The organism is Spongisporangium articulatum (genome assembly GCF_044465595.1).
In the GTDB taxonomy this organism is placed as follows: Bacteria; Actinomycetota; Actinomycetes; order Actinomycetales; family Kineosporiaceae; genus Spongisporangium; species Spongisporangium articulatum.
The window spans coordinates 1-26,737 of sequence record NZ_JBITLV010000006.1 but is presented as its reverse complement, the minus strand read 5'-3'; the positions used below and the strand labels follow the sequence as shown (position 1 = coordinate 26,737).

27 protein-coding genes and 3 tRNA genes are annotated in these 26,737 nt (G+C 72.7%); 12 read left to right on the top strand and 18 right to left on the bottom strand.

All coding sequences use genetic code 11. The features are described from left to right. Positions 1 to 66 precede the first annotated feature (66 nt). The 3 genes from ACIB24_RS17330 to ACIB24_RS17320 all read left to right on the top strand — a co-directional run bounded on the left by ACIB24_RS17330 (position 67) and on the right by ACIB24_RS17320 (position 351). Positions 67 to 139, top strand: a tRNA-Gly gene (locus ACIB24_RS17330). 33 nt (positions 140 to 172) lie between these two features. After that, positions 173 to 243, top strand: a tRNA-Cys gene (locus ACIB24_RS17325). Between the two features lie 33 nt (positions 244 to 276). Beyond that, positions 277 to 351 (top strand) — tRNA-Val (locus ACIB24_RS17320). 196 nt (positions 352 to 547) lie between these two features. Here the strand turns inward: ACIB24_RS17320 and ACIB24_RS17315 are convergent. The 3 genes from ACIB24_RS17315 to ACIB24_RS17305 are packed head-to-tail and all read right to left on the bottom strand — an operon-like array spanning position 548 to position 2,033. Then, positions 548 to 967, bottom strand: a complete 420-nt coding sequence (locus tag ACIB24_RS17315) for an arsenate reductase ArsC (protein ID WP_398282945.1) — start codon at positions 965 to 967, stop codon at positions 548 to 550. Continuing rightward, the gene (locus tag ACIB24_RS17310; RefSeq protein WP_398282943.1) at positions 964 to 1,650 is read right to left on the bottom strand and encodes an aquaporin; all 687 of its coding nucleotides are present in this window, start codon (positions 1,648 to 1,650) and stop codon (positions 964 to 966) included. Before ACIB24_RS17310 ends, ACIB24_RS17315 begins: the two co-directional genes overlap by 4 nt. Continuing rightward, positions 1,647 to 2,033: an ArsR/SmtB family transcription factor gene (locus ACIB24_RS17305; protein WP_398282941.1), complete on the bottom strand. Its 387-nt coding sequence runs from the start codon at positions 2,031 to 2,033 to the stop codon at positions 1,647 to 1,649. Before ACIB24_RS17305 ends, ACIB24_RS17310 begins: the two co-directional genes overlap by 4 nt. Positions 2,034 to 2,108: 75 nt before the next feature. Here ACIB24_RS17305 and ACIB24_RS17300 point away from each other — a divergent pair, with 75 nt between their 5' ends. After that, a complete protein-coding gene (locus ACIB24_RS17300; protein ID WP_398282939.1) occupies positions 2,109 to 3,476 on the top strand; it encodes an NAD(P)-binding domain-containing protein in 1,368 nt (455 codons plus the stop codon). A 679-nt stretch (positions 3,477 to 4,155) separates the two neighbouring features. Here the strand turns inward: ACIB24_RS17300 and ACIB24_RS17295 are convergent. Further along, on the bottom strand, positions 4,156 to 5,148 hold the full coding sequence (locus ACIB24_RS17295) for an isopenicillin N synthase family dioxygenase (protein ID WP_398283596.1): 993 nt from the start codon (positions 5,146 to 5,148) through the stop codon (positions 4,156 to 4,158). An 18-nt stretch (positions 5,149 to 5,166) separates the two neighbouring features. On the opposite strand from ACIB24_RS17295, the gene ACIB24_RS17290 reads away from it, so the two are divergent. Further along, positions 5,167 to 6,168: an alpha/beta hydrolase gene (locus tag ACIB24_RS17290; RefSeq protein WP_398282937.1), complete on the top strand. Its 1,002-nt coding sequence runs from the start codon at positions 5,167 to 5,169 to the stop codon at positions 6,166 to 6,168. A gap of 36 nt (positions 6,169 to 6,204) precedes the next feature. On the opposite strand, the gene ACIB24_RS17285 is transcribed toward ACIB24_RS17290, so the two are convergent. Continuing rightward, positions 6,205 to 7,434, bottom strand: a complete 1,230-nt coding sequence (locus tag ACIB24_RS17285; RefSeq protein WP_398282935.1) for an MFS transporter — start codon at positions 7,432 to 7,434, stop codon at positions 6,205 to 6,207. An 83-nt stretch (positions 7,435 to 7,517) separates the two neighbouring features. Between ACIB24_RS17285 and ACIB24_RS17280 the strand changes: the two genes are divergently transcribed. Further along, positions 7,518 to 8,417, top strand: coding sequence for a LysR family transcriptional regulator (locus ACIB24_RS17280; RefSeq protein WP_398282933.1), 900 nt, complete (start codon positions 7,518 to 7,520; stop codon positions 8,415 to 8,417). Between the two features lie 19 nt (positions 8,418 to 8,436). On the opposite strand, the gene ACIB24_RS17275 is transcribed toward ACIB24_RS17280, so the two are convergent. Next, entirely contained in the window at positions 8,437 to 10,029 is a 1,593-nt protein-coding gene (locus ACIB24_RS17275; RefSeq protein ID WP_449619059.1) for a GMC oxidoreductase, read from the bottom strand. A gap of 228 nt (positions 10,030 to 10,257) precedes the next feature. On the opposite strand from ACIB24_RS17275, the gene ACIB24_RS17270 reads away from it, so the two are divergent. From ACIB24_RS17270 to ACIB24_RS17245, 6 genes are read left to right on the top strand one after another with little or no spacing between them, the layout of a single operon-like run. Next, entirely contained in the window at positions 10,258 to 11,010 is a 753-nt protein-coding gene (locus tag ACIB24_RS17270) for a phosphatase PAP2 family protein (protein WP_398282929.1), read from the top strand. A 20-nt stretch (positions 11,011 to 11,030) separates the two neighbouring features. Continuing rightward, on the top strand, positions 11,031 to 11,381 hold the full coding sequence (locus tag ACIB24_RS17265; protein WP_398282927.1) for a hypothetical protein: 351 nt from the start codon (positions 11,031 to 11,033) through the stop codon (positions 11,379 to 11,381). 3 nt (positions 11,382 to 11,384) lie between these two features. Continuing rightward, on the top strand, positions 11,385 to 12,233 hold the full coding sequence (locus tag ACIB24_RS17260) for an FAD:protein FMN transferase (protein ID WP_398282925.1): 849 nt from the start codon (positions 11,385 to 11,387) through the stop codon (positions 12,231 to 12,233). Next, positions 12,230 to 12,823 (top strand): ferric reductase-like transmembrane domain-containing protein, encoded by a 594-nt coding sequence (locus ACIB24_RS17255; RefSeq protein WP_398282923.1) that lies wholly within the window; start codon positions 12,230 to 12,232, stop codon positions 12,821 to 12,823. The genes ACIB24_RS17260 and ACIB24_RS17255 overlap by 4 nt, the downstream gene beginning before the upstream one ends. Then, the gene (locus tag ACIB24_RS17250) at positions 12,820 to 14,058 is read left to right on the top strand and encodes an NADH-ubiquinone oxidoreductase-F iron-sulfur binding region domain-containing protein (RefSeq protein ID WP_398282921.1); all 1,239 of its coding nucleotides are present in this window, start codon (positions 12,820 to 12,822) and stop codon (positions 14,056 to 14,058) included. The genes ACIB24_RS17255 and ACIB24_RS17250 overlap by 4 nt, the downstream gene beginning before the upstream one ends. 59 nt (positions 14,059 to 14,117) lie before the next feature. Further along, positions 14,118 to 14,321, top strand: a complete 204-nt coding sequence (locus tag ACIB24_RS17245) for a ferredoxin (protein WP_398282919.1) — start codon at positions 14,118 to 14,120, stop codon at positions 14,319 to 14,321. Between the two features lie 13 nt (positions 14,322 to 14,334). Here ACIB24_RS17245 and ACIB24_RS17240 read toward each other — a convergent pair whose 3' ends face one another. The 12 genes from ACIB24_RS17240 to ACIB24_RS17185 all read right to left on the bottom strand — a co-directional run bounded on the left by ACIB24_RS17240 (position 14,335) and on the right by ACIB24_RS17185 (position 26,347). After that, entirely contained in the window at positions 14,335 to 15,657 is a 1,323-nt protein-coding gene (locus tag ACIB24_RS17240; RefSeq protein WP_398282917.1) for a HAMP domain-containing sensor histidine kinase, read from the bottom strand. Continuing rightward, the gene (locus ACIB24_RS17235) at positions 15,654 to 16,355 is read right to left on the bottom strand and encodes a response regulator transcription factor (RefSeq protein ID WP_398282915.1); all 702 of its coding nucleotides are present in this window, start codon (positions 16,353 to 16,355) and stop codon (positions 15,654 to 15,656) included. The genes ACIB24_RS17240 and ACIB24_RS17235 overlap by 4 nt, the downstream gene beginning before the upstream one ends. Positions 16,356 to 16,395: 40 nt before the next feature. Continuing rightward, entirely contained in the window at positions 16,396 to 16,908 is a 513-nt protein-coding gene (locus tag ACIB24_RS17230; RefSeq protein ID WP_398282913.1) for a DUF2231 domain-containing protein, read from the bottom strand. An 85-nt stretch (positions 16,909 to 16,993) separates the two neighbouring features. Then, positions 16,994 to 17,317, bottom strand: coding sequence for a hypothetical protein (locus tag ACIB24_RS17225; RefSeq protein ID WP_398282911.1), 324 nt, complete (start codon positions 17,315 to 17,317; stop codon positions 16,994 to 16,996). Between the two features lie 90 nt (positions 17,318 to 17,407). Further along, entirely contained in the window at positions 17,408 to 18,106 is a 699-nt protein-coding gene (locus ACIB24_RS17220; protein WP_398282909.1) for an SRPBCC family protein, read from the bottom strand. Between the two features lie 2 nt (positions 18,107 to 18,108). After that, positions 18,109 to 18,963, bottom strand: coding sequence for an FAD binding domain-containing protein (locus ACIB24_RS17215; RefSeq protein WP_398282907.1), 855 nt, complete (start codon positions 18,961 to 18,963; stop codon positions 18,109 to 18,111). Next, a complete protein-coding gene (locus tag ACIB24_RS17210; protein WP_398282905.1) occupies positions 18,960 to 21,452 on the bottom strand; it encodes a xanthine dehydrogenase family protein molybdopterin-binding subunit in 2,493 nt (830 codons plus the stop codon). Before ACIB24_RS17210 ends, ACIB24_RS17215 begins: the two co-directional genes overlap by 4 nt. Beyond that, positions 21,449 to 21,946, bottom strand: a complete 498-nt coding sequence (locus ACIB24_RS17205) for a (2Fe-2S)-binding protein (protein WP_398282903.1) — start codon at positions 21,944 to 21,946, stop codon at positions 21,449 to 21,451. The genes ACIB24_RS17210 and ACIB24_RS17205 overlap by 4 nt, the downstream gene beginning before the upstream one ends. A gap of 73 nt (positions 21,947 to 22,019) precedes the next feature. After that, complete coding sequence (locus ACIB24_RS17200; protein ID WP_398282901.1) at positions 22,020 to 23,255, bottom strand: transcriptional regulator; 1,236 nt, start codon at positions 23,253 to 23,255, stop codon at positions 22,020 to 22,022. Positions 23,256 to 23,333: 78 nt separating this feature from the next. Next, positions 23,334 to 24,473 (bottom strand): VWA domain-containing protein, encoded by a 1,140-nt coding sequence (locus ACIB24_RS17195; protein ID WP_398282899.1) that lies wholly within the window; start codon positions 24,471 to 24,473, stop codon positions 23,334 to 23,336. After that, complete coding sequence (locus tag ACIB24_RS17190) at positions 24,470 to 25,351, bottom strand: AAA family ATPase (RefSeq protein WP_398282897.1); 882 nt, start codon at positions 25,349 to 25,351, stop codon at positions 24,470 to 24,472. Before ACIB24_RS17190 ends, ACIB24_RS17195 begins: the two co-directional genes overlap by 4 nt. 438 nt (positions 25,352 to 25,789) lie before the next feature. Then, positions 25,790 to 26,347, bottom strand: coding sequence for a hypothetical protein (locus ACIB24_RS17185; RefSeq protein WP_398282895.1), 558 nt, complete (start codon positions 26,345 to 26,347; stop codon positions 25,790 to 25,792). Positions 26,348 to 26,737: the final 390 nt, after the last annotated feature.

The following is a 26,737-nucleotide window of genomic DNA, read 5'->3' as shown; positions in this document are numbered from 1 at the left end:
TTCGGCTAACGTTACGGAGCGCTCGGAGGGCGCCCCACGATCTTGGTGGGGTCCTGTTGCGCGCATGCGGACGTGGCTCAGTTGGTAGAGCATCACCTTGCCAAGGTGAGGGTCGCGGGTTCGAATCCCGTCGTCCGCTCGGAGGGTCTAGCCGAGGTTGGACAAGCCTCACGGTGGAGTGGCCGAGAGGCGAGGCAACGGCCTGCAAAGCCGTCTACACGGGTTCAAATCCCGTCTCCACCTCGTTCCCATCGCGACCGGTTCCGCGCCGGTCACGGGCGATTAGCTCAGTGGGAGAGCGCTTCCTTGACACGGAAGAGGTCACAAGTTCAATCCTTGTATCGCCCACCAAGAACCCCCAGCTCAGCTGGGGGTTTCTTCGTTTGGCGACTGCGGCCGGGCACGTACTGGGCTCATACTCCCCGAAACCACCGCTAGGCGGCGGCCTCCGACCCTTTAGCGGTGGATACCGGGTGTATGAGCGAGGCAGTTCCAACCGCCGGAACCACAGACTGAGCGCTCTGCTCTTCTGCCTAGCTGCTGCCCGTCAGGACGGGAGCAGTTCGGCGATCAGCCCCTCGACGCGGCGGCGGATCTCGTCGCGGATGGGTCGCACGGCCTCGATGCTCTGACCGGCCGGGTCGTCGAGCGTCCAGTCGAGGTAGCGGGTGCCCGGGTAGTACGGGCACGTGTCGCCGCAGCCCATGGTGATGACCACGTCGCTGGCCTGAACGGCTTCCCCGGTGAGGACTTTCGGGGTGGCGGCGGTGATGTCGATGCCGACCTCGCGCATCGCCTCGACGGCGACCGGGTTGACCTGATCGGCCGGGGCCGTGCCGGCGGAGCGGACCTCGATCGCGTCACCGGCCAGGGCGGTGAGCCAGCCGGCGGCCATCTGGGAGCGGCCGGCGTTGTGGACACAGACGAACAGGACGGACGGCTTGGAACCGGGGACGGCCGTGCTCATGATGCGGTCCTTTCGGGGTAGAGGGCGATCACCAGACCCGCACCCAGCAGGGCCCCGACGAGCTGGGCGCCGAGGAAGCCGGGGACGGAGGCCGGCGCGATGCCTGCGAAGGTGTCGGAGAACATCCGCCCGATCGTCACGGCCGGGTTGGCGAACGACGTCGAGCTGGTGAACCAGTAGGCGGAGCCGATGTAGGCGCCGACGGCGGGGGCGGCCAAGGCGCTGCGCCCCGTCCGGGCGAGGGCGAAGACGAGGCTGACCAGCCCGGCGGTGGCCACGATCTCGGCCAGCCCGGTCGCGGCGGTGAACCGTTGGTGCGCGGAGATGCTGACCGGGTTCAGGTCGTACATCGCGTTGGCCAGGATGGCGCCGAGCACGGCGCCGGCGATCTGGGCGGCCCAGTAGGCGACGACCTCGACGCCGGGGAGGCGACGGCCACCCGCCCCGCCCAGCAGCCGCTCGACGAGCGTGACGACGGGGTTGAAGTGGGCGCCGGAGGCCGGACCGAACAGGACGATCAGCACGGCGAGGCCGAACACGGTCGCGGTGCTGTTCTCCAGCAGCTGCAGCCCGAGGTCGCCGGGCGACAGCCGCTGCGCGGCGATCCCCGAACCGACGACCACCGTGACCAGGAGGGCGGTCCCGACCAGCTCGGCCAGGAGGGCCCGGGGGCTCAGCCTCACGCGACCTGCGGCCTGCTGTCGAAGCCGGCCAGCAGGTCCCCCATCGCTGTCAGGACCTCCGGCCGGATCCAGTAGTAGACCCAGGTCCCCCGGCGCACGCAGTCGACCAGGCCGGCCTGCCGCAATGTCTTCAGGTGGTACGAGATGGTCGGGCCGGTGAGGTCGAAGGCGTCGGTCAGGTCGCACACGCACGCCTCGGGGGCGTGTGCGGCGATCAACGACAGCAGGCGCAGGCGCACCGGGTCGCCCAGCGCCTTGAACATCTTCGCCAGGTCGACGGCTTGTTCGACCGGCATGGCCGCGCCGTTCGTCGGCGTGCAGCACGCCGGGCTCGGACCGGATTCACCGGGGCGAGACGTCAGCTGAACGGCCTGCTTCGACATGTTTCTATCTTGACAGATATCTAATCATCGATCCACCCTTCTGCTTAGATAATCTTCTAGACAAGGAGTCGGGACATGTCCCTACCTGCTTCGCTGCCCGTCGCCGTGATCGGCGCCGGGCCGGTCGGTCTGGCGGCCGCGGCCCAGCTGCACGAACGCGGCCTGCCGTTCGTGGTCCTCGAAGCGGGCGACGGTCCCGGCGCCGCCGTGCGCGAGTGGAGCCACGTCCGGTTCTTCAGCCCGTGGCGGTTCAGCACGGACGCCGCGGCGCGACGCCTGCTGGAGCCGACCGGCTGGCAGGAACCGCCCGCCGAGGACCTGCCCACGGGCGCCGACCTCGTCGCCCGCTACCTCCGGCCGCTGGCCGAGCACCCGGCCCTCGCACCGCACATCCGGTACGGGGCCCGCGTCACGGGCATCGCCCGGGAAGGCCTCGACCGGGTGCGGACCGCCGACCGGGACGGCGTCCCCTTCCTGGTGCGCCTCGAGGACGAGTCCGAGCTCCTGGCCCGGGCCGTGATCGACGCGACCGGCACCTGGTTCACACCGAACCCGTTGGGCGCCAACGGTCTTCCGGCCCGCGGTGAGCGCGCCCTAGCCGGGCGCCTCGACCCGGCCATGCCCGACGTGCTGGGCGCCGACCGAGGTCTCTTCGCCGGGCGGCACACCCTGGTCGTCGGCGCCGGACACTCGGCGGCCAACACCCTGCTGTCCCTGGCCGAGTTGGCGCAGGCCGAGCCCGGCACCCGCATCACCTGGGCCCTGCGGCGCGACTCCGCCGACAAGGCGTTCGGTGGCGAGACCGCCGACGAACTGCCCGCCCGGGGCGAACTGGGTCACGAACTCCACCGGCTCGTCGACGCCGGCCAGGCCGAGGTCGTCACCGGGTTCCATGCGGTCGCCGTCCACGAGCAGGACGGCCGACTGCTGGTCACCGGTCGTGCGCCGGGCGGCGACACGAGCACCGAACGCACGCTCGCCGCCGATCGGGTCGTCGTGGCCACCGGCTTCCGGGCCGACTTCTCCTTCGCCACCGAGCTACGCATCGACCTCGACCCGATTCTGGAGTCGACCCGCGACCTCGCACCCCTCATCGACCCCAACGAACACTCCTGCGGGACGGTCCCTCCGCACGGGGTCGACCAGCTCACGCATCCCGAAACCGGCTACTACGCGGTCGGTATGAAGAGTTACGGCCGCGCCCCCACCTTCCTGCTGGCCACCGGCTACGAGCAGGTCCGCTCCGTCACCGCGGCCCTGGCCGGCGACTGGGGGGAGGCCCGCGACGTGCAGCTCGACCTCCCCGAGACAGGAGTCTGCTGCGCCGACCCGATCCCGGAACCGGTGAGCCTCGGTACGCCCTCACACGCCGCGGTTATCGCGGTGGGCACCAACCTGCTCACCGTCGGCGCAGCACGCACCGACGGTCGATGCTGCGGCTGAGCACCGCCCTAGCCATCGGCCACATCACTCTGCGTCGGGTGCTCGTTGACCATGCTCTTGGCCGTAGATCCAGACATGGTTGGCTGGCGGTAGGGCACCCAGAATGCCAAGCTCAGTTCTTGCCGCCGCGTAGAAATGCTCTCTTGTGATGGAGTTTTCCGCGATCAGATTCGCGAACGCTTCATGGCTTGGAAGCTCGGTCCCCCGGGCGATTCGTTCAAGAGCCCATACGGTTTGATGCCACCTCCGGGCAGCTGCTACCGACTCTGGGCCACCAAGTAGCAGAACGCGCTCCCACCGTGCCGCTCGCTCAGACTCCAAGGAATCCATGCGCACTAGACCGTCTTCTGGTGTCATCATCTGGCCCGGATATGCGTAACCACGACTCTTCGTGATCCGTAGCGCGACTTCCATGACGGCTTTCACTGCCTTGGCATAATCGTCGTAAGCGTCGAGTGTGTGAACGTTCCACCTTAGAGGGAGCTCTCGCTGCCAGCGCGCCTTCTCTCCGGCACGCAGGGTCACGTACGACGACACCGCACCTACAACCACGGCAACTACCGCTGCAAGTTGCTGCCATACCCAGTCCATGGGCTCCCCGTAACGTCGTCACTTCAGGCCCCAGTCCTCGAGAATCATGCGGACGGCGGACTGTGTCCAGCGGCCAAGACGCGCTCTGTCAAGCGAGCAGGTCTGCGTGGTGGGCGGCGGCGACGTCCGGGTGGGCGCGCAGGCGGGACTTCAGCATGTTCGCGCCCAGAGTGCCGGTGATGACGTTGTCCGGGTCGTCGGTCACGCCGCGCGCCTGAGCGGCCAGCTCGGGCGGCAGGGTCAGCGTGGGGAACGTCGAATCGAGGGCCGGGTTGAAGAAGAACGGGATCGACACGCGCGTCTGATCGAGCGGCGGCGAGACGACCCGGTGCACGGTCGCTTTCAGGTACCCGCCGGTGGCGTGTTCCATCAGCTCACCGATGTTCACCACGAACGCACCGGGCACCGCCGGCGCGTCGATCCAGCCCTCCTCGTAGCCGACCTGCAGGCCGTCCTTCCCAGGTTCGACCATGAGCAACGTCAGGACGCCGGTGTCCTTGTGCGCCCCGACGCCCTGCCCGTCCTCCTCAGCGCGCCCCGGGTAGCGGATCAACTTCATCAGGTACGACGGGTCGGGCGCGAACGCGGCGTCGAACACGTCCTGGGGGCTCCCGAGAGCCAGGGCCCACGAGCGCATCAGGCGGATGGCCACCTCCGAGCACCGCTGCGCCCAGTCGGTGAACACCTCGCGCAGCTCGGGTTGGGCCGCGGGCCACTGGTTGGGGCCCTGCAGCCGCATGAACGCCGGCGCGCCCCCGTCGTCCACGGCCTCCCGGTCCGGACCGAGGTCGATCTGTTCCCGCCAGTCGACGCGCCCCTGCGTGAACTCTCCCCCGGTGCGCGTGTACCCGCGGAAGTGCGGGCTGTTCAGCATCTGGACGGCGGTCTTCTCCTCGAGCGGGAGCGCGAAGAACCGCTCGGCGGCCGCGAACGCCCGCACGGTGACGTCGTCCGGGATGCCGTGCCCCACCAGGTAGAAGAAGCCGACGTGGTGCGTCGCCTCACGCAGCGCGTCCCGAAAGGAGGTCGCGGCGGCCTCACCGGCGTCGAGCTGGGACAGGTCGAGGATCGGCAGGTGCATGGTGCGATGATCGCTCACGTGACCGACCTGGCCCGACAGACCGACCCGACTTGGCAGCCCGACATCCTGGGCGCCGGGTACGAACAGCACACGTTCGACCTCGGCCGGGACCCGGACGGCGAGGGCCGCGTCGCGGCGGTCGTCGTCCGGCGCGCCCCTTCCGCACCGGACGACGTCACCGGCGTCGCGCTCTACGTGCACGGGTTCTCGGACTACTTCTTCCAGAGGGAGTTGGCCGACTTCTTCGACGCGCGGGGCCAGGCTTTCTACGGGCTGGACCTGCGCAAGTGCGGCCGCGCCCGGCGTCCGGGCCAGACGGCCCACTACTGCTCGACGCTCGAGCTGTACGACGACGAGCTCGACCGCACCCTGGCCCTGATCGAGGCCGCTCACCCCGGCCTGCCGGTCACGCTGGTCGCACACTCCACCGGCGGGCTGATCGCCCCGCTCTACCTCGACCGGCAACGCCGCGCGGGCCGCCCGTCACCGGTCAGGCGCCTGGTGCTGAACAGCCCCTGGCTCGACCTCCAGGGACCGCCCGTGATGCGGGGCCCGGTGACCTGGCTGCTGCGCGTCCTCGCCCTGGTGCGACCCTTCCGCGCGCTGAAGCTGCCCGAGAGCGTCTACGGCGACACGCTGCACCTCAGCAAGAGCGGCGAGTGGGATTACGACGTCGACCTGAAACCGCTGTCCGGGTTCCCGGTCACGATCGGCTGGCTCAACGCCGTGCGCCGGGGCCATGCAACCGTGCACCGTGGGGTGGAGGTCGGCGTCCCGACCCTGGTGCTGCACTCCGACAAGACCAGCTTCAAACCGACGTACACCGAGGCCAGCGACCGGGCCGACCTGGTGCTCGACGTGCGCCAGATCGCGCACTGGGCGGGCAGTCTCGGTGCCGACGTCACGACGGTCGCCGTCCCGGACGCCCGGCACGACATCTTCCTGTCCCTCGCCGAACCGCGGCGGCAGGCCTACGACCGCCTCGACGCCTGGATGAAGGAGCACCCGACGACGCCGTGACGTCGCCGGGCGCTCCTCACCGTCAGAGCGGCGACGTCAGCGCAGTGCCCGCAGGACCTTCAGGCCCGCGCCGACGACGGCCACGCCCACGACGGCGGTGAAGACCAGCACCACGGGACGGGTCTCGAACTGGCTGAGGGCCGCGCCGATGAGCAGCACCGGTACCGCCAGGCCCACGTAGGCGATCAGGAAGAAGGCGGCCATCGTCTCGCCGCGCGCCTGCGGGGCGGCCAGCCCGGCCGCCGTGGCGGCGGCGGCCTTGAACACCAGCCCGAGGCCGACGCCCGCGACGACCGCCCCGGCCACGAAGAGCCAGGTGACCGCGGCGGCCACGCTCGCGGCGATGAGCACGAGACCGGCCGGCATGACGACGAGGCCGATCGACAGCTGGCGGCGCGGGGTCAGGCCACCGAGGGCCAGTTGCGCGACGGTGGCCGCGGCCAGCACGGAGAAGGCGACCGCGCCGGCGGCCAGCCGGGACGTTACGTGCAGAGTGCCGGCCAGGACGGTCGGGGCCAGCGACATGAAGAGGCCCATCACGGAGAAGGCCGCGGCGGCACCGACGGCGGCGGCCGCGAACGTCGACCGGGTCTCGCCCGGTAGCCGGACCTGCTGGGGGCGGTAGGCCGGGCGTTCCGCGGGCCGCTCGACGGTCTCGGGCACCACGGCCACGGCGAGCGCGGACACGACCAGCAGCACGAGGAAGATCGCGTAGGGCGTCTCCAACGGGCGGGTCACGTACTGGGCGAGGACGCCGCCGATCAGCGGGCCGACCGCGAGGCCGCCCAGGTTGACCCCGGTGGCGACGGTGACGGCCCGGCGGCCCCGGCCGGGACGTGCGGTGGCGTTCAGTTCGGCCAGGTGGGCGGTGGCCGTTGCGGTCAGGACGCCGATCCCGAGTCCGCCGACGAAGCGGGCGACGACAAGCGCGGGAACCGACTGCCAGAGCAGGAAGACGGCCGCCGAGAGCACCTCGGTCAGCAGCGCGATCAGGACGACGGGCCGCCGTCCGAACCAGTCCGAGAGGTGACCCGCCAGGTACAGGCTGGCGGAGACGCCGACGGCGTAGGAGGCGAAGACGATGGTGACGACGTACGTCGGGAAGCCGTCCCGGGCCTGGTAGATCGCGTACAGCGGGGTGGGCACCGTCGAGAAGGCCATGGCCACCAGGAAGGCCCAGCCCACGACCCAGAAGCCGGCGCCGTGCGTGACGAGCGGACGCGGCCGGGCCGGCGCGGCCGCACGAGTGAGGGTGTCAGTGGACATGCGACGAGCATCCTGCGATCCGTCGATCGAGTCCAACGAATGTCGCTCATGGCAGCAATCGGCGACACCGATATATTGCTCTCGTGGACACCCGTCAGATCGAGTACTTCCTGGCCGTCGCCGAGGAACTGAACTTCACGACCGCGGCCGCCCGGGTCTTCGCGGCCCAGTCGACGGTGTCGGCAGGGATCAAGGCGCTGGAAGCCGATCTCGACGCCAGCCTGTTCGACCGGTCCACCCGCCGGGTCACGCTGTCCGCCGCCGGCGAGGCGTTCCTGCCGGAGGCCCGGGCCGTGCTCGCCGCGGAGGCCCACGCCCGCGACGCCGTCCGGGAGTCCTCCGCGGTGCTGCGCGGGCACGTCCGCGTCGGCACCCTGACCGGCCTGGGTCTCGTCGACCTGCCCGGGCTGTGCGGCGACTTCCACGCCCGGCACCCGGCGGTCGACGTCCAGTTGCGAGCCTCACCCACCGGCTCCAGCGGGCTGGCGGAGGATCTGCGCAACGGCCGTCTGGACATCGCCCTGATCGGCCTGCCGGCCTCCGAACTGGGCGGCCTGACCTGCCGGGAGCTGGCCCGGCTGCCGTTCGTCGTCCTGCTCCCCCACGACCACCGGCTCGCCGGTGAGGAGAGCCCGCTGGCCCTCGACGAACTGGCCGGGGAGGCCTTCGTCGACACCCTCAGCGGGTTCGGCAACCGGATGGAGGTGGACCGGCGGTTCCGGGCCCTGGGCGCGACCCGGCACGTGACGGTGGAGGTCTCGGACCTGACGGTGGTGCCCGACTACGTCGGCGCCGGGTTGGGCGTCGCCGTCGTCCCGCGCGTGCTCCACCCGCGTGAGGAGCGGGTCGTCGAGCGCCGGCCGGACCCGGAGATCGAGTGGTCCCTGTACGTCGCCACCGCGGCCGGCCGCCCGCTCAGCCGGGCCGTGCAGGCGTTCCTGGACCTGCTGGCCGAGCGCGAACCCCAGCCCGGGGCGTTCTGACCCGGGCTCGCCACCAGCGTCAGACCAGACGCCCGACGTCCTCGCGCAGCACCGTGTCGAGGCATCGTTCGACGAGCGCGGCGATGGTCCAGGTGGGGTTCACCCCACCGGTCGAGGCCGGGATCAGCGCCGCGTCCATGACGTAGAGCCCGGGGTAGCCGCGCAGCCGCCCGTGGTTGTCGCAGGCCGCGTCCAGCACCGCACCGCCCAGGGGATGCCCGGTGAACCTCACGGAGGTGGCGTCCACGCCGCCGCGCGGGATGCCGAGCAGCGCCCGCAGCACGCCGTTCTGGGACGGCGAGAGCCCGAGCCTGTCGGTCAACCGGCCGACGTCGCCGGCCAGTCGGGCGAGAGCTCCCTCCAGAGGAGCCAACGGTCCCGGTCTCGTCGAGTGCGAGCCCGCCCGGAGCGTGAGGGCCATCCGCCGCAGACCCGCCGCGTCGGTCGGCTCGACCGCGGCGGGCCAGGTCGGGCGAACGGCACCGGTGGCCGGGTGGAACCGGAACTCACCGGCGGGCGCGCAGAAGCCCATGCCGAGCACCGGCATGGCATGCGTCTTGAGCGGCACGGGGACCCCGGCCTGCTCGAGCGTCACCGGCGCGGCGGGGTCGCTCTCGTCGCGGACGGCGGCACTGATGCCACCGCCCTGCCGTCCTCCCCCGGCTCCGGGCACGTTCAGGTAGAACCAGCCCGCGTCACCGTTGCCGCCCCAGTGGCGCCCGACGTGCTCGTTCAGTTCCGGCAGCGCGCCCGTCTGCCGAGCCGCGACCAGCAGCTGGGCCGTGCCCACCGAGCCGGCCGCGCAGAACACACTGCCGGCCGTGACGGTGAGGTACTCGGCCACCGCGCCGTGCTCGTCGAGCCGTTCGACGGCCACGCGATACCGGCGCCGGGCGGCGTCGAAGGTCAGGCCGGTCACCCGGTGCAGCGGAGCCACCGTGACCAGGCCGGTGCGCTCGGCGTCGGCCAGGTACGTCCGGTCCACCGAGTTCCGGGCCCCGCTGTTCACCCCGAGCAGGTACTGGCCCGCGCTCAGGGCCGGGACCCGCGTCCCGGCCAGTTCCTGCCGGACGACGTCCCAGTCGACGGTCTGGCGCACCAGCTCCGTCCGCAGCCCGGCGGCCCGCCCCATGGCCAGGAACTCGCGCACCCCCGTCCAGTGCGGGTGGTTCAGCAGGTCCTGCGGCAGCGGGGTCGCGCGCAACCGGCGAGCCGCGCGGGGGTAGTACTCGGCGTCCATCGACTCCCAGCCGACGGTGGGCAGAATCCGCCGGAACACGGCCTCCCCCGGCCTGATCGTGGCGCCCGCGTAGACCAGGGTGCCGCCCCCGACGCCGGCCCCGCGCACCACCGGCAGGCCGTCGCCGGGCACGATCTCCACGACGCCCAGGTTCGTCCGGCCCTTCATCCGGCCGTGCCGACCGGCCCGCGGCTCGAGGTAGAGGGCGCGCCCGTCGAGCCGCTCGGTGCTGGCGAAGGTGTTACCCCGCGGGGTGACGGCCCAGCGGCGGCCGCGCTCGAGCACCAGGGTCTGCACGCCCGCCTGCGACAGCCGGAACGCGGTGATGGCGCCCCCGACGCCGCTGCCGATGACGAGGGCGCGAGTCGTCACCTCCCGGTGGGACGGCCCGCGCCGCGCCGAACCGGACGGCCGGGCGAGACCGGCCCGGGCCGCGACCTCCGCCGCCCCCAGACCCAGCCCCGCGAGCGCGGTGCGCCTGCTGACCTCCGGCATCCTGCCCACCTCTTCCGCCGACACCATTCGGCGGCCGTCTTCGTTGACTCGTCAGTAACCAGCGGACGGCAACTGTGCCAGACCTCGTGGACCAGGGAGCGACGATTGAGCGAGACCAGCACCCGGAGCCGACCGCGCGCGCGGGCCGCCCTCGCGTTCCTGCGGTCCGAACCGCTCCTGGCCGTCACGCTGGGCGCCGGCCTGACGCTGGTCCTCCTGCTCACCGCCGCCGCCGCGGAGGTGTACGACGCCGTCGTGGAGGCGGACGGGGTCGCCTCGCTCGACCCGGCCGTGCTGCAGGCCGCGGTCTCGCTGCGGACGCCCGCCGCCGACCGGATCATCACCGACTACACCTGGCTGGGCGGCACGGTCGGAATGCCGGTGCTGGCCACGGTCGCGGCCCTCACGCTCGCGGCCTGGTGGCGTTGGTGGCTGCCGCCGGTCCTGACCCTGATCACCGGTCTGGGCTCCCTGGCGATGACGATGGTCGGCAAGGCGGTCGTCGCCCGCCCGCGCCCGCCGTTCGCCGACGCCGTCCCGCCGTTCGAGACGACCTACTCGTTCCCGAGCGGGCACGCCCTGAACGCCTGGGCCCTGGCCGGGATCGTGGCCTATCTCGTCGTCATCCGGCAGCGCCGGACGTGGTCGCGCACCCTGACGGTCGCGGTGGCCGGCGGATTCGCCGTGACGATGGGCCTGACCCGGATCTACCTCGGCCACCACTGGCTGACGGACGTCCTGGTCGCCTGGCTGCTGGCGACGTCCTGGTTGGCCGTCGTGATCATGGCCCACCGGGTCTACGTGACGAGGAGGGCCCAGTCAGGTTATCGGCAGCAGCCGGGGCTCATCGTGGGGTAACGCCCGACGACAGGAGCACCATGACCAACCCCCGTGACGCCGCGACGATCCGGCGCCGATCGGCCGCCGCCCGCACCGCCCAGGCCCGGGTCGCCCTCATCGGCGGGGCCGCCCTCGGCTCGCTGGCCCTGGCCGCCGGGCTCGGCGCCCAGTCGGTGCTCGCCGCCTCCGAACCCGCCGGCACGACCGGCACGACGGGCACGACGGGCGGCAGCACCGTGACGGCCGGGGGTGACGACGGGGCGAGCAGCACCTCCGGCACCTCACTGACCGCGAGCTCCGCGCACAAGAAGAAGACCAAGAAGAAGCACAAGCCCGTGGTCAGCGCCCCCAAGGGCTCCTCGTCGCACGGTTCGACGCACGGCTCCTGACCCGTGACCGTCACCGCCCAGCGCCCGCGCACGGTCGTCGGGGCGCGCACCTGGACCCGCTGGACCTGTGCGTGCCGGCTGGTCGTCACCGACGTCCTGGCGACGTCGGCGGCCTACGCGGCGGCGAACGACCTGATGGACGAGATCACCGCCGCGATCGACACGTTCACCGCCGACAGCGAGCTCAACCGGCTGGCCGCCGGCACCACCCCGGTGTCGCCGCTGCTCGCCTCGTTCCTCGAGGTGGCGCTGCGGGCGGCGGCGGACACCGACGGCCTGGTCAGCCCGACCGCCACCGGTCCGGCCCCCGAGGCCTGGCGAGACATCTCGGTGCGGGACGGCGTGGTCACCCTGCCTGCGGGCGCCCGGCTCGATCTGGGCGCCACCGGCAAGGCCCACGCCGCCGACCTGGTGGCGGCCAGGGTCCAGCGGGAGTTCGGCTGCGGCGTCCTCGTCGGCCTGGGCGGCGACCTGGCCAGCCGCGGCGGACCGTCGTCCGGCTGGCAGATCGACGTCCAGGACCACCCGGACGACCCGGCGGCCGGCGTCTCCCTCGCCGCGGGCGGGGCGGTCGCGACGTCGAGCACCGTGCACCGGCGCCGGGACGGCTCCCCGGATGGCGGCCACCACGTCGTCGACCCGCGGACCGGGCGCAGCGGCGACGGGCCCTGGCGCACCGTCACGGTCGCCGCGCCGACCTGCGTGGCGGCCAACACGGCGTCCACAGCCGCCCTCGTGCTCGGGGACGACGCCCCCGAGTGGATCGCGGACACCGGCCTCGCAGCGCGGCTCGTCGCCCGCGACGGCCGGATCCTGACCCTGAACGGCTTCCCCGAGGAGGCGAACCGATGAACACCGTCACCGACCAGGCGGCCTGGATGCTGGCCCGCGGCACGGGCGTCGTGGCGCTGAGCGTGTTCACGCTCGCCCTCGTCCTCGGCGTCGTGGCCCGGTCGGGCCGTCCGCTGGCCGGTCTGGGCCGGTTCGGCGTCAACGAGCTGCACCGGACGGCGGCCCTCACGGGGACCACGCTCGTCGCCGTCCACGTCGGCACCCTGATGATCGACCCCTACGCCCAGCTGCGCTGGTTCGACGCCGTCGTCCCGTTCGCGGGCCAGTTCAAGCCGCTCTGGCAGGGCCTGGGCACGCTGGCCGTGGACCTGCTCGTGGTGATCACGGTGGTCAGCCTGCTGCGCCACCGGCTCGGTCCGCGCGTGTTCCGCGCGGTGCACTGGGCCACGTACGGGTTGTGGCCCGTGGCCGCGCTGCACGCCCTCGGGAACGGGACCGACGCGGGCGCGACCTGGCTGCGCGTCCTCGTCGGGGTGTGCACCGTGTCGGTGGTCGCGTCCGTGGGTTGGCGCCTGAGCGGCCACCACCGCGAACGCGGCCGGAAGCGCACACCGCGCACGCTGCCCCGTCGCCAGGGGGTCCCGGCATGACGACCGCCGTGGACACCGCCGCGACCCACGCCACCGGCTGGCTCCTGCTGCCGGGCCCCGCCCCGCGCCTGCTCGCCGCCCGCCCCGGGCGGGTGACGGCCCGCCCGGACCTGACCCGGCTGCTCGACCTCCTCCAGACCGCGGGCCTGACCGGCCGCGGCGGCGCCGGGTTCCCGACCGCCCGCAAGCTGGCCGGGGTCGCGGCGCAGAGTCGTCGTCCGGCCGTGGTGGTCAACGCGATGGAGGGCGAGCCCCTCGCCCGCAAGGACGAGGCGCTGCTGTACCACGCCCCCGACCTGGTCGTGGCCGGCGCCGACATCCTGGCCACGGCCCTGGGCGCCCGCCGGGTGGTCCTGGGGGTGGGCGAGCAGATCGCCACGACCGCCCTCGAGGACGAACTGGCCCGGCACCGCCGTCGCATCGAGTTCCGTTCCGTGCCGGACGGTTTCGTCTCGGGACAGGAGTCGGCCCTGGTGGCGGCCCTGGACGGTCGCCCCGCGGTGCCGACCGACCCGGCCGTGCCCGTCTGGCAGCGGGGCCTGGACGGCCGCCCGACCCTGGTCGTGAACGCCGAGACCAGCGCCCAGCTGGCGCTCCTGGTCCAGCACGGCGCGGCGTGGTTCCGTCAGGCGGGCCGGCCCGACGACCCCGGCACGTTCCTGCTGAGCGTGACCGGGTCCAGCCGTGAGGTCGTCGCCGACGGGGTGACCGAGGCCGACCGCGGGACGGCCGTGGGCGAGGTGCTCGCCCGCCTGCACCTGCGGCCCGACCTGCTGGGCGGCGTGCTGGTCGGCGGCTACCACGGCGCCTGGCTGCCCCCGTCCGCGCTCGGCACGCCCCTGGACCGGAGCTCGCTGGCGCCCTGGCATGCGTCGACGGGCGCCGGCGTCCTGCACGTGCTCGACCGGCGGCACTGTCCCGTCGAGGCGACCGCCCGGATCGTCGCGTACCTGGCCGGGCAGAGCGCCCGGCAGTGCGGACCCTGCGTGAACGGCCTGCCCCGCCTCGCGACCACGCTCGGCGACCTGGCCGCCGCACCGAACACAGCACCGAACGATGCACCGCGCGCCGCGCTCGACCCGCACCTGCCCGCCCGGGTCGAGCACCTGGCCGCGCTCGTCGAGGGTCGCGGCGCGTGCGCCCACCCCGACGGCACGGTGCGGCTGGTCCGCAGCCTGATGCGGACCTTCGCCCCGCACGTGCGGGCCCACCTCGACGGGAGCTGTCCACTGTGAAGACGACCCGCGAACGACCCACCGCCGCATCCCGCCGAGCCCCTCGGACCGTCCTGCACGTGGACTGGACCCGCTGCGACGGGCACGGGTCGTGCAGTGAGCTCCTGCCCGGACTCCTGGTCGCCGACGAGTGGGGCTACCCGTTGCCGACCGGCGAGCGGGTCCGCGGGGACGCGGTGCTGCCGCCGGAGGACCTGCCGCACGCCCGCCGGGCCGTGGCCGCCTGCCCGCTGATGGCCCTGCGGATCAACGAGACCGCCTGAGGAATGACGGTTTTCAGCGTCGCGGGAGACGCACCTCGAACGTCGTCGGGTGCGCCGCCGACGTGAGGAGGACGTCCCCGCCGGCCGCCGCGGCCACCCGCCGCGCGAGGGTGAGGCCCAGGCCCGCGCCGTCCCCGTCGTCCGCCCGCACCCCGGCGTCGAAGACCGTCTCCGGGTCGACCCCCGCCACGCCGGGCCCGTCGTCCGAGACGATGATCCGGACCTGCGTGGGACTCAGAGCGGCGTCCACGGACACCCGCCGGTGGGCGAAGCGCACGGCGTTGTCCAGCACGGGCGCCACCGCACGCTCCACCAGTTCGGGGGCCGCGGCCGCCAGGAAGGCCCCGGGGGGTAGGTCCACGACGACCTCCACACCGGCGGCGGGCAACGACGACACCAGGTCGGTGACGACGTCGTGCACGTCGCACCGCCGGTGACCGCCCCCCTGCTGGCGCGCCACCGCCAGCAGCGTGGTGATGGTCGCGGACATCCGGTCGGCCAGCGCCACGATCCGGGCGTAGCGGCTGTCCGGCGGCCCGGCCAGCTGGCCGAGTTCCGCCTCGCCCCGAATGGCGGTGAGCGGGGTGCGCAGCTCGTGCGCGAGTTCGGCGGTGAGCCGCTGCTCGTCCCGCAACGCCGTGGCCACCCGGTCCAGCAGGGCGTCGAGGGTCCGGCCGAGTTCGGTGAACTCGTCGCCCCCTTCGCCGAGGGCGAACCGGGTGTCCAGGTCCTGGTCCGACCACTGCGCGGCGAGCGACGTCATCCGGTGCACCGGCCGCAGCGTCCGGCCCACCGTCCAGGCCGTCAGCAGCGCCGTCCCGACCACGACGAACACGCCGAGCGCGACGACGCCGCCGATCGCCACGTCCCGGGTGTCCCGGTAGACGGTGGTGCTCTGCGAGGCGACCAGCACGGCGACGACCGGTCCACCGGGCCGGGCGCGCACGGGGCTGGCCAGGTAGCGGCGCCGGTCGTCCTCGAGTGCGGTCTCCCGGCGGACGTGGGCCAGCGACGAGCTCAGGGGCCCGACGGCACCCCGCGGGCTGCTGACCAGCGCCCCGGCCGCGTTGAACACCCAGACGGCGTCGTCGGCGTCCTCCTCCTGGTCGGCGTCGACGTGGGGAGTGCCGTCGGCGGCGACCTCCAGATTGGCTGCGGCCGCGTCGATCTCGGCGCGCAGGTCGGCGTCCACCCGGGCCACCGTCAGCCGGGCCACCGCGAGCGCGACCAGCACGACGGTGGCCAGCATCGCGGCGGTCGTCACGGCCACCGTGCTGCGCACCACCCGCGCCCGGACCCCGCCCCGCCGCAGGGTGAGCCCCCGAAGGCGCCTCATCGCAGGACGAAGCCGACGCCGCGGACGGTCTCGAGCTCCACCGGCGAGGAGGCGGCACTCAGCTTCACCCGCACCCGGCGGATGTAGGAGTCGAGGGTGTTCTCCGAGACCATCGCCCCGTCGGGCCAGCCGGCCGCGACGACCGCCCGGCGGCGGACGACCGTGCCGGGCTCCGCGGCGATGGCGGCCAGGATGCGGAACTCGGTCGGCGTCAACCGCGCCTCCCCCGCCTCGGTGCGCACCGAGAACCGTTCGGGGTCGAGGACCAAACCGGTCGCGGCGGCGGGCGCGGGGCGGGTGCGTTTCAGCAGGGCCTCGATGCGCACGAGCACCTCGCCGACCGCGAACGGCTTGCCGACGTAGTCGTCACCGCCGGCGTGGAAGCCGGAGATCCGGTCGTGGACGCCGTCCAGGGCCGTGAGGAAGAGGACCGGCGCCTGCTGCCCGGCCGCGCGCAGGGCCTGGCACACGTCGCGGCCGTCGGCGTCCGGCAGGCCGATGTCGACCACCAGGGCGTCGACGGCGGCGGACTCCCGGAAGGCGGCCATCGCCTCGCGGCCCGTGCGGGTGGTGACCACGTCGTGGCCGGCGTAGCGCAGCGCCTCGACGAGCACGCGCCGCACGTCGGGATCGTCCTCGCAGATGCCGACGCGGGCCATCGTCCGATCGTGCCCGATCTTGGGCGCGTTCGCGCTCACGGCACGCTCGCGGCTCCCGGCCGCTCCATCACGTGGCGGGTCACTTGGGGGCGACCTGGTCGGCCCAGGCCGCCCGGGCGCCGGAGTCCCCGACGCGGTAGACCTGCACGCCGGCGGCCAGGGCCGCGACCACGGCCAGCACCGCGACGACGCTCGTCAACCGCCCCGTCGTGGCGGCCGTCCGGTCCGCCGCGACGTCCTGCGGCGAGAAGTGCAGGGCGGCCCGCACGGTCGTGGGCCGGCCCCGGGCCAGCCACACCATGGCCACGTCGAGCACGAGCAGGGGTAGGGCGAACCAGATCAGCTGGTCGCCGAGCTCTGCGTGCCGACCGGGGTCGCCGACGTGCCGTTCGAGGGCCTCACCGCTGGAGGTCGCCACGGGGATCATGAGGTTGGCCGCCGCCGTGACCAGGACCAGCAGCGGGCCGTAGACCACCCGCCACGCGGGGCGGACGGCGAGGGCCACGGTGCCCACCACGGCCAGCGGCAGGAGCACCACCACGGCGTGCACCACGAGGGGGTGGACGGGCAGTCCGTTGATCAGGTCGAACATGAGGTTCCCTTCGGCTCGGTGCACCGAAGAATGGAGCCTCCGACCTGCCGAAAACCTGACTAGCCGTGCCGCGGCAGGGGCGCCGTCACCGCTGCGTTTCGACGAGTTCGGGTGCGACCGTCAACACCCGCAGCTCGTGGCCCACCCGGACCCGGTCCACGGCCTGCTCGGGCACGTCGTCCATCACGATGAGCGTCGGGATCGAGCACCGGTCGACCAGGTCCCGCACCGCCCCGATGGTCTTCGCGTCCTGCGCGGGGGCCGAGCTGACCTCGAACGTCTCGACCAGCGCGTAGCCCTCTTTGAGGGCCCAGGCGCCGAACCGGACCTTCCCCCGGAACCGTTCCTGCATCGTCTTGCGGGGAGCCGCTCGCACCAGACCGACGGCGAGCGGGGCGGGTCGTGCCATTCCTGGATCCTCCGAGGAAGTACTGCGTCCGGCCGCTGTCGGGCTCGGGTGGCTCAGTCTGTCCGGTATCTCCGCATGCGCATGTCCGGGTCAGCGGCGCCAGACCCAGATGATGAGGGCCAGGGCCACGGTGCCGATCGCGGCGGGCTTCCAGTAGGCCCGGGCCAGGGCGGGCAGGACGGCGGCGCCCAGGTCGAGCGCCTCCGCCTGCTGAGGGGCCGGGCGGGACGGGCGCAAGGGCGGGGCGTCGGCCGGGCCGGAGGGCTCGCTGGAGGACGCCGGGGCGGGGAGCTCGCCGGACGGCGCCGGGCCGGTCGGCTCCGCGGGCGCCGGTTCGGGTGGCGCGGGAGCCAGCTGCTGTTCGAGGCAGTCCACGAACTGGCCGAGCAGCTTGTCGGACACGTCCTGGATCAGGCCGCGACCGAACTGGGCGGGCTTGCCGGTGATGGCCAGGTCGGTGAGCACCTCGACGTCGGTGCCGCCTCCCCCGGCCGGGCCCATGGTCAGAGTGGCTGTGGCAGCGGCGGTTCCGTTGCCGCGCTTGTCCTTGCCCTTGGCCTCGACGACCAGTCTCCGGGCGCCCGGGTCGCGTTCGGTGAACCGCCCCGTACCGGTGTAGACCAGGGCGATCGGGCCCAGCTTCACCTTGCAGGACCCGGTGAAGTCGTCGCCGTCGACGGACAGGACCTGGGCCCCGGGGAAGCAGCCGGCGAGGCCCGCGACGTCCTGGAAGTGGGCCCAGGTCTCGTCGAGGTCGCTGGGGACGTGGAACCGGTGGGTCAGCTGCACGGTCAGGCCCCGGCGGCGGCGAGCACGGCCCGGCGGGTGAGCACCGTCGCGAGGTGCCGGCGGTAGTCGGCGTCGCCGTTCAGGTCGGACGGCGGGCTGGTGCCCTCGGCGGCCTGCGCGGCGGCCGCTCCCACCGCCTCGGGCGTGGCAGCCGCCCCCACGAGCGCCGACTCCACGGCCGCGGCCCGCAGCGGCGTCGACCCCATGTTGGTCAACCCGATCCGGGCCTCGGCGATCGTGCCGCCCTCCATCCGCACGGTCGCGGCGACCGCGACGATGGGCCACTGGTGGGCGACGCGCACGAACTTCTCGTAGTGCGCACCCCAGCCGGTCCGCTTGGGAATGCGCACCTCCGTGAGGATCTCGTCCTCGCCGAGCACCGTCTCGAAGAGCCCGACGAAGAACTCGTCGGCCGGCACGGTGCGCGGGCCACCGGGTCCGGCGATGACGAACGACGCCCCGAGGGCCAGGGCCGGCGCCCCGAGGTCACCGGCCGGGTCGGCGTGCGCGAGGGCACCCCCGAACGTGCCCCGATGCCGGACCTGCGCGTCGGCCAGGTGCTCGACGGCCTGGGTGATGAGCGACGCATGGGCGGCGACCAGCGGGTCGGACCCGACCACGGCGTGCGGGGTCATGGCCCCGATCACGAGCGCGTCGCCGTCCTCCCGGATCCCGCGCAGGGCGTCGATGCGCCCGAGGTCGACGACGACATCCGGCGCGTTCAGCCGCATGCGCAGCACCGGCAGCAGGCTCTGCCCGCCGGCCAGCACCTTCACGTCCTCGCCGTTGGTGGTGAGGGCCGTCAGCGCCTCCTCCACGGTGGTCGGCGCTACGTAGTCGAACTTCGCCGGGATCACCGGTCCGCTCCTTCCGTCGAGTCGGCTCCGGGTTCGGCCTCGTCGAAGTGCGGCATGGCCGCGCCCTCCGTCGACATCGACTCCGCGGAACCGTTGCCCTGGATCGCCTTCCAGACCCGCTCGGGCGTGCACGGCATCTGGATGTCGTGCACCCCGAGGTGCCGCACGGCGTCCACGACGGCGTTGACCACGGCCGGGGTCGAGGCGATGGTCCCGGCCTCGCCGACGCCCTTGGTGCCGAGACTGTTGGTGGTCGACGGGGACGTCGTGTGGTCGATGTCGAAGCTGATCGTGTCGGCCGCGGTCGGCAGCAGGTAGTCGACGAACGACCCGCTGACCAGCGTGCCCGAGTCGTCGTAGACGGCCTCCTCCCACAGGGCCTGCGCGATGCCCTGCACCAGCCCGCCGTGCACCTGCCCGGAGACGATCAGCGGGTTGATGATGTTGCCGATGTCGTCGCAGGCCACGTACTTCCGCATCCGCAGCGCCCCGGTCTCCGTGTCGACCTCCATCGCGCACAGGTGCGTGCCGTGCGGGAACGAGAAGCTCACCGGGTCGAAGGTGGCGTCCGAGTCCAGCGACGGCTCGACGCCGTCCGGCAGGTCGTGGGCGGCGAAGGTGGCCAGGGCGACGTCGGCGATGCCGGTGCCCTGATCGGTGCCGCGCACCGTGAACCGGCCGGCGGCGAACTCGATGTCGTCGACCGACGCCTCCAGCATGTGTGCCGCGATCACCTTGGCCTTCTCGATCACCTTGTCGGCCGCCCGCACGATGGCCTCGCCACCGACGACGAGCGACCGGGAACCGTACGTGTCCAGGCCTTTCGGGGCCGTCTGGGTGTCGCCGTGCAGGACCTCGACGTCCTCGAACGGCACCCCGAGCCGGTCGGCGACGATCTGGCTGAACGCCGTCTCGTGGCCCTGCCCGTGCGCCGACGCGCCGGTGATCACCTCGACGGTCCCCGTCGCCAGCATCCGCACGCTGGCCGACTCCCAGCCGCCCGCGCCGTAGTCGAGCGAGCCGAGCACGCGCGAGGGGGCCAGCCCGCACATCTCGGTGAAGGTCGAGATGCCGATGCCGAGCTGCACCGGGTCGCCGGACTCGCGCCGGGCCCGCTGCTCGGCGCGCAGCTCGTCGTAGCCGAACAGCTCCTTGGCCTTCGCCGTCGCCGCCTCGTAGTTGCCCGAGTCGTACTCCAACCCGGCCACGGTGGTGAACGGGAACTCCTCGTGCCGGATCCAGTTCTTCTCCCGGATCGCCAGCGGGTCGACGCCGACCTCCACCGCCAGCTCGTCCATGATCCGTTCGATCGCGTACGTCGCCTCGGGCCGGCCGGCGCCGCGGTAGGCGTCGGTCCAGGTCTTGTTGGTCAGCACCGTCTGACAGGCGAAGTGGTAGGCCGGGAACTTGTAGATGGCGTTGAACATGAACGCCCCGAGCACCGGCACGCCCCCGCCGACGATGGCCACGTACGCGCCGAGGTCGGCGAGCAGTTCGACCTTCAGCCCGGTCACCGAACCGTCGGGGGTGGCCGCCAACGTGAGCTTCTGCCACTGGTCGCGCCCGTGGTGGGCCGCCAGCAGGCTCTCCGAGCGGGTTTCGGTGTACTTCACGGGCTTGCCGATCCGGCGCCCGACCGCCCAGGCGATCCACTCCTCCGGGGTCACCTGCAGCTTGCCGCCGAACCCGCCGCCGACGTCCGGTGCGACGACCCGGATCTTCGACTCGGGCACGCCCGTCGTGGCGGCCAGCGCGAACCGCACGATGTGCGGGATCTGCGTGGCCGAGTACATGACGTTCTGCTCCCCCGTCGGGTCGACCACGACCGAACGCGGTTCCATGAAGGCCGGGATGAGCCGCTGCTGGCGGTACTCGCGCTCGATCACGATCCCGTCGGCGCGGGCCGCCGCGATCGCGTCCTCGACGTTCCCACCCGTGCCGGCGTTCGCCGAGTCGAACACCCACAGCGCCGACCTGTTGGTGCCCAGGTCGGGATGGGCCAGGGCCTTGCCGTTCTCGGGCGTGGCCGCGGCCGCGTCCTTCAGGTCCAGGGCCGCGGGCAGTTCCTCGTAGTCGACGTCGACCAGCTCGGCGGCGTCGCGCGCGGCGGCCGCGGTGCGGGCCACCACGACGGCGACGATCTCGCCGGCGAACGCGACCCGGTCGGCGGGCATCGGCGAATGCGTGGGCGTGACCTGGTCGGGCGTGATCGGCCAGGCGTTGATGCACACGCCGAGTTCGTCGCCGAAGTCGGCGCCGGTCCACACGGCCACCACGTGGGGCGCGGCCGCCGCCTCGGAGGTCTCGATGCCGTTGATCCGCGCATGGGCGAACGGGCTGCGCACCATGGCCAGGTGCAGCATGCCGGGCAGGGTGATGTTGTCCGTCCAGCGGGTCCGCCCGGTGATCAGGCGCTGGTCCTCCTTGCGCCGGCGGTCGCGGCCGATCTCGGCGGCCGGTGCGGCGGCCCGTTCGTCGACGGCGGTCACTGCGCACCTCCGGCGGTCGCCTCGGCCGGGGCGTCGGCGTGCTCGGCGGCGTACTGCACCGCCCGCACGATGTTGTGATACCCCGTGCAGCGGCACAGGTTTCCCTCCAGCCCGAGCCGGATCTCCTGCTCGGACGGGTGCGGGTTCTCCCGCAGCAGGTCGGTGGCCTGCATGATCATCCCGGGGGTGCAGAAGCCGCACTGCAGGCCGTGGCACTCGCGGAACGCCTCCTGCACGGGGTGCAGTTCGCCGTTGCGCGACAGCCCTTCGATCGTGGTCACCTCACCCCCGTCGGCCTGGACGGCGAGCACGTTGCACGACTTCACGCTCGTCCCGTTGAGGTGCACGGTGCAGGCACCGCAGTTGCTGGTGTCGCACCCGACGACCGTCCCGGTCTTGCCGAGCACCTCGCGCAGGTAGTGGACGAGCAACGTCCGAGGCTCGACGTCGTCGGTCACCGACATCCCGTCGACCGTGAGACTGATCCGCGTCATGGAACTCCCTCGTTCACAAGAGCCGTGTCAGACGGCTCACGCTAGGCGCGGAGCGGTTGGCGGAAGGTTGGGCTCAGTGCCCGGCCACGACCAGGCGCGCCTTCAGCAACGGAACGGCGGGATGCGCCGGGTGCGCGGCCAGTCGGCGCAGGCACACCTCCACCACCTCACGGTCGTAGGGCGCGAGTTCCTCGCTGTAGCGCAGGACGGCGTCGGGGTCGGGGTCGGCCAGCAGCGCCTCGCGCAGGGCGACCGCCACGTAGTCCGCCAGTTCGTTCAGGGCGGGCGAGTCCGAGCCGGGGAACAGGTCGCCGCCGTAGGCGTCGACGGCGGCGCGGACGTGGCCGCCGCGGATGAGGGTCAGGACGTGCTGGACGTCGGTCGCGGCCGGCATCAGCAGCCGGTACGGCCGCGACGACAGCTGCCCACCGAGGGCCTGGCGGAGGTGGCTGACCTCGGCCTTGAGCGTCGAGAAGGTGATGGCCGCGTCGCCGTAGACCATGGCGTGCAGCTGTTCCAGCGACAGCCCCTCGGGATGCAACGCGAGCAGCGCGAGCACCTCGGACTGCCTGCGGCTCAACAACAGTCGCTGCCCGTCGAGGCGCGTCTCGACCGTGCCGAGCAGGGTCATGACGAGGCCGGGGTCGTCGGTCTCCTCGAGCGCCGACGGGTGGTGGGCCGAGTCCGGGATGGCCGCCTCGATCAGCTTGGCCATCACCCGCGCGGTGGCCAGTCCGATGGGGTGGGTGCGGTCCCACGTCGTCGACAGGTCGACGACCCCGAGCTGCTTGCCGGAGACGGGGTCGTGCAGCGGGGCGGCCCAGCACACCCAGTTCTGCACGATGCGGGCGTAGTGCTCGGCGCTGAACACCATCGACGCGACATCGAGGCGGTTGGCGAGGTCGAGGGCGTTGGTGCCCACCGACTCGTCGTCCCAGCGCCCGCCCGCGACGAAGTGCACGCTCTCGGCCTTGCGGCGCATCACCCGGCCGCCGTAGGTCCACAGGATCCGGGTCCGCGCGTCGGTCACGGCGATCACGAGGTCGCCGTCCTCCGCGGTCCGCCGCAGGTCGTCCTCGACCGACTCGACCGCCTGCTGGAGGGGCGAGTCGCACCACACCGCGGCCGTCTCGGACTCGTCGGCCATGGGTGCCGCGCTCACGTCGGCCGAGACGTCGGCCTCCCGGGCCCGGCCCCAGCTGCTGAGGATCTCGGGCCGCACGCGCGCGGCCGCATCGCCCTGTTCGATGAACAAGGTCCAGTCGCGCACCGCCTCGACCCGGCGGTCCTGCAGGTCACCGTCGCTCATCCGCGACCCCCTGGTGTGCGGCCTCGTCGCCGACCCGTTCACGGTAACACCGGGTGACGCAGGCCACAGTGCGGCCGTTCAGGCGCGCGCGACCAGCTCGGTCAGCTCCGCGAAGGCGGCCAGGGAATGCCCGGCCACGAAGTCGTCGACGTGCGGCAGCACGGCCCGGACCCCGACCTGCACCGCCTCGTAGCCGGCCTTGCCCCGGTGCGGGTTGACCCACACGACCCGGTGCGCGACCAACCGCAGCCGCGCCACCTGCTCCCCCAGCAGGCGCGCGTCGCCGCGTTCCCAGCCGTCCGAGAACACCACGACCACGGCCCCGCGGGCGAGTCCCCGCCGGCCCCACCGGTCCAGGAAGGCCTTCAGGGTCTCGCCGAGCCGCGTCCCACCCGACCAGTCCGGGACGGCGGCTCCCGCCGCGACCAGCGCCCGGTCCGGGTCGCGCACGGCCAGGGCCCGGGTCAACCGGGTCACCCGCGTCCCGAGGGTGAACGTCTCGACGGCCGGCCCGGCCTGGGCGAACCGGTGGGCCAGCCGCAGCAGGGCGTCGGCGTACGAGCTCATCGAGCCGGAGACGTCGACCAGCAGGACGACGGGACGCGGCCGGTGGGCCCGCCGTCGCCAGGCGATGGTGGCCGGCTCGCCCATGCGACGCAGGCTGGCCCGTAACGTGCGCGACGGGTCGACCGCCCCGCGGTGCCACGGGCGGCGGCGTACCGCCCGGCGCCTCGGCAGCCGCACGTCGAGCGTCGCGAACAGGGCCGCCAGCCGGGCCTTCTCGTTCGCGGTGAGGGTCGCGACGTCCCGGTGCCGGAGCAGTTCGGTACGGCTGGCGGCCACCCGCCGGGCCTCGGCGTCCGCATCCGGCCCGGCGGCGTCGTCCCCCTCCCCGCCCAGCTCGAGCGCCGGGGCGTGCGTGGCCCGCGGCACCGGGACGACGTCGCGCGGCAACCCGGTGCGGCCGTCGAAGTACGACTCGTAGACCTGGTCGTAGCGAAGGAGGTCCGCGGGTGAGGCGCAGAGGGTGGCGCGGCCCGCGTGGTAGACGCCCCGCACGGAACCGAGGTCCACCAGCGCCGCGGCGGCGAGGTAGCTCTGGGCCCGGTCGTGGGTCACCGGGACCCCGGCGGCCCGCAACGCCACGGTGAACCCGACCAGGATCTCGTCCGGCCCGCGCACGGTGGCGGTCACGGTGGCGGTCACGGCGGCGGTCACGACGTCAGCATCCGGTCCAGCGCGTGCCGCACCTTCTCGGCGTCCTCCCGGTACTTCACCAGCGCCCCGAGCGTGCGGGCCGCCGCCTCCAGGTCGAGCCGGGTGACGCCGAGCAGCTGCAGGGCCCGCGCCCAGTCGAGCGTCTCGGCCACACCGGGCGGCTTCTGCAGGTCGACCTCGCGCAGCTGCTGGACCAGCGGAACCACCTGCTGCGCGAGCGATTCCGACACCTCGGGGGCCCGCGACCGGACGATCGCCACCTCCCGCTCCAGACCCGGGTGGTCGATCCAGTGGTACAAGCAGCGGCGTTTCAGCGCGTCGTGCAGCTCGCGGGTCCGGTTCGATGTGAGCACCACGACCGGCGGCTGCGCGGCCGTGACGGTGCCCAACTCGGGGATGCTCACCTGGTACGTCGAGAGCACCTCGAGCAGGAACGCCTCGAACTCGTCGTCCGCCCGGTCGACCTCGTCGACCAGCAGGACGGCGGGCGCCTGCTGCAGCGCGGCCAGCACCGGCCGGGCCAGCAGGAAACGCTCGTCGTAGAGGGACTTCTCCGCCGCCTCGGCGCTCGTGCCACCCGACGCCTCGAGGGTGCGCAGGTGCAGGATCTGACGCGGGAAGTCCCAGTCGTACAGGGCCTGCGTCGCGTCGATGCCCTCGTAGCACTGCAACCGCACCAGCGGCAGCGCCAGGGCCTCGGCCAGGGCTTCGGCGAGCGCGGTCTTGCCGGTGCCGGGCTCGCCCTCCAGCAGCAGCGGCCGGTGCATGCGCAGGGCCAGGAACGTGACCGTGGCGAGAGCGTCGTCGCTGAGGTACCCGGTCCCGTCCAGGCGCACCGCGACGTCTCCCGGCGATCCGGGGACGGACTCAAAGCCCATGAGCCGAGGCTACGCAGGCGATCGTTGGCCCGCGGTTGGGAACCCTTCGACAGGTACGCCGCACCACACACCGAACCGCGACTGGACGAAAGACCTGCGCGAGGCAGAAGCACCTCCGCTGGTCACTCCACGCCGCGCTGACCAGCAAGTTCGCCGCAGCCACGGCTTCTGCCAGGGACCTGCCGGCGGCGCAAGAGCCGCTGTGTACCCCCGTGACACTTGGACCCTTAGAACGTCGGTGAAACCCGCCGAGCGATCGGAATCAAGGCCGTCCGGAGGAGGTCCCGCTCATCCCCCAGCGGCGCGAAATCGCGTAGTTGCGAGCAGATGATGACCGCCGTCGTCCGCTGCCTAACGATCGACTCTGGCCGTCGAGCTGGTGGGCACCGGGCAAGTTCGGCGCGCAGTCGCAGCCCCGTTCGATTGCCCTATCGGCGATCACAGTGGGCGGTCGTGGTCTGCGCTCACCAGTAGGTGGACCTGCTGGTGAGAGGGGCCGATCAGCCAGACGGCCCGAAAGCCGGCCTCAGCCAGTTCGACGCGATAGTCGGCGCGCAGGCGCTGGACCACCCCATCGAGGGCGAACCCAGGCGCCCGTATGGCATCCACCGCAAGAACCAGTCGGGCACGTTGCTCCATGGGGTACTTGCCGTGCTTGTGTTTCACGGCATCGACCACGGCGAGGGCCAGCTCTGCATCCGTCGTCATGCTGCTGGCCTGTCCCTCGCGGCCAAGCTGTCGCCACACCTGCTCTTGCGCGGCCCGAACGACCTGCAACTGAATGGTGTCGCCGTCAGCAGTGTCGGCGGTCGCATCGACATCGTCTACCCGCCCGCCGTCCACGACGAACGGGCCCAGGCTGAGGCCCAGTCCCACGAGCGCGGCGCGCAGCAACGCGCAGACTTCGAGTACGTCATCCTCGTGACGCGGCGGACGACCAGCGAACGTTTGGCGTTCGCCGCTCTCAGCCGAGTTCGCAGTCGAACGCCAACCCACCGAACCTGTCTCCAACCGCTGCGAGCCGTCCGCAAGGTTTGAGGCCGCCACGACACGAGGCGGCTCGACCGCCCCGGGAGCCACAGCGGTCGAGGGGTACACGTTCGCCGAACGGCGACTGCCGCTGCAGCCGGGACAACTGGAGCCGACCGGCACCTCGTCCAATCCGGTACCGCAGTCAGGGCAGAACATCACCCACAAACTGTAGGACTCCACGGAACATCGAGTGCTCCGACCTCGCAGACCTCCGCCGGGTCGCCGCTCACCAGCCTCTACTACGACGAGGTCGTTCTCTCGTCGAGACTGTCCGATTTCCGGTGTAACCGGGTCTGACGGTTTCAGTTGGTGGTGCTCGGTGTGAGCCGTCCTTCGAAGGTGATCGCGAAGGCG

Coding starts and splice junctions, on each gene's coding strand:
- ACIB24_RS17315 (WP_398282945.1), bottom strand. CDS start 967: ATGAGCACGGCCGTCCCCGGTTCCAAGCCGTCCGTCCTGTTCGTCTGT.
- ACIB24_RS17305 (WP_398282941.1), bottom strand. CDS start 2,033: ATGTCGAAGCAGGCCGTTCAGCTGACGTCTCGCCCCGGTGAATCCGGT.
- ACIB24_RS17300 (WP_398282939.1), top strand. CDS start 2,109: ATGTCCCTACCTGCTTCGCTGCCCGTCGCCGTGATCGGCGCCGGGCCG.
- ACIB24_RS17295 (WP_398283596.1), bottom strand. CDS start 5,148: ATGCACCTGCCGATCCTCGACCTGTCCCAGCTCGACGCCGGTGAGGCC.
- ACIB24_RS17285 (WP_398282935.1), bottom strand. CDS start 7,434: ATGTCCACTGACACCCTCACTCGTGCGGCCGCGCCGGCCCGGCCGCGT.
- ACIB24_RS17265 (WP_398282927.1), top strand. CDS start 11,031: ATGACCAACCCCCGTGACGCCGCGACGATCCGGCGCCGATCGGCCGCC.
- ACIB24_RS17255 (WP_398282923.1), top strand. CDS start 12,230: ATGAACACCGTCACCGACCAGGCGGCCTGGATGCTGGCCCGCGGCACG.
- ACIB24_RS17250 (WP_398282921.1), top strand. CDS start 12,820: ATGACGACCGCCGTGGACACCGCCGCGACCCACGCCACCGGCTGGCTC.
- ACIB24_RS17240 (WP_398282917.1), bottom strand. CDS start 15,657: ATGAGGCGCCTTCGGGGGCTCACCCTGCGGCGGGGCGGGGTCCGGGCG.
- ACIB24_RS17230 (WP_398282913.1), bottom strand. CDS start 16,908: ATGTTCGACCTGATCAACGGACTGCCCGTCCACCCCCTCGTGGTGCAC.
- ACIB24_RS17225 (WP_398282911.1), bottom strand. CDS start 17,317: ATGGCACGACCCGCCCCGCTCGCCGTCGGTCTGGTGCGAGCGGCTCCC.
- ACIB24_RS17205 (WP_398282903.1), bottom strand. CDS start 21,946: ATGACGCGGATCAGTCTCACGGTCGACGGGATGTCGGTGACCGACGAC.
- ACIB24_RS17200 (WP_398282901.1), bottom strand. CDS start 23,255: ATGAGCGACGGTGACCTGCAGGACCGCCGGGTCGAGGCGGTGCGCGAC.
- ACIB24_RS17190 (WP_398282897.1), bottom strand. CDS start 25,351: ATGGGCTTTGAGTCCGTCCCCGGATCGCCGGGAGACGTCGCGGTGCGC.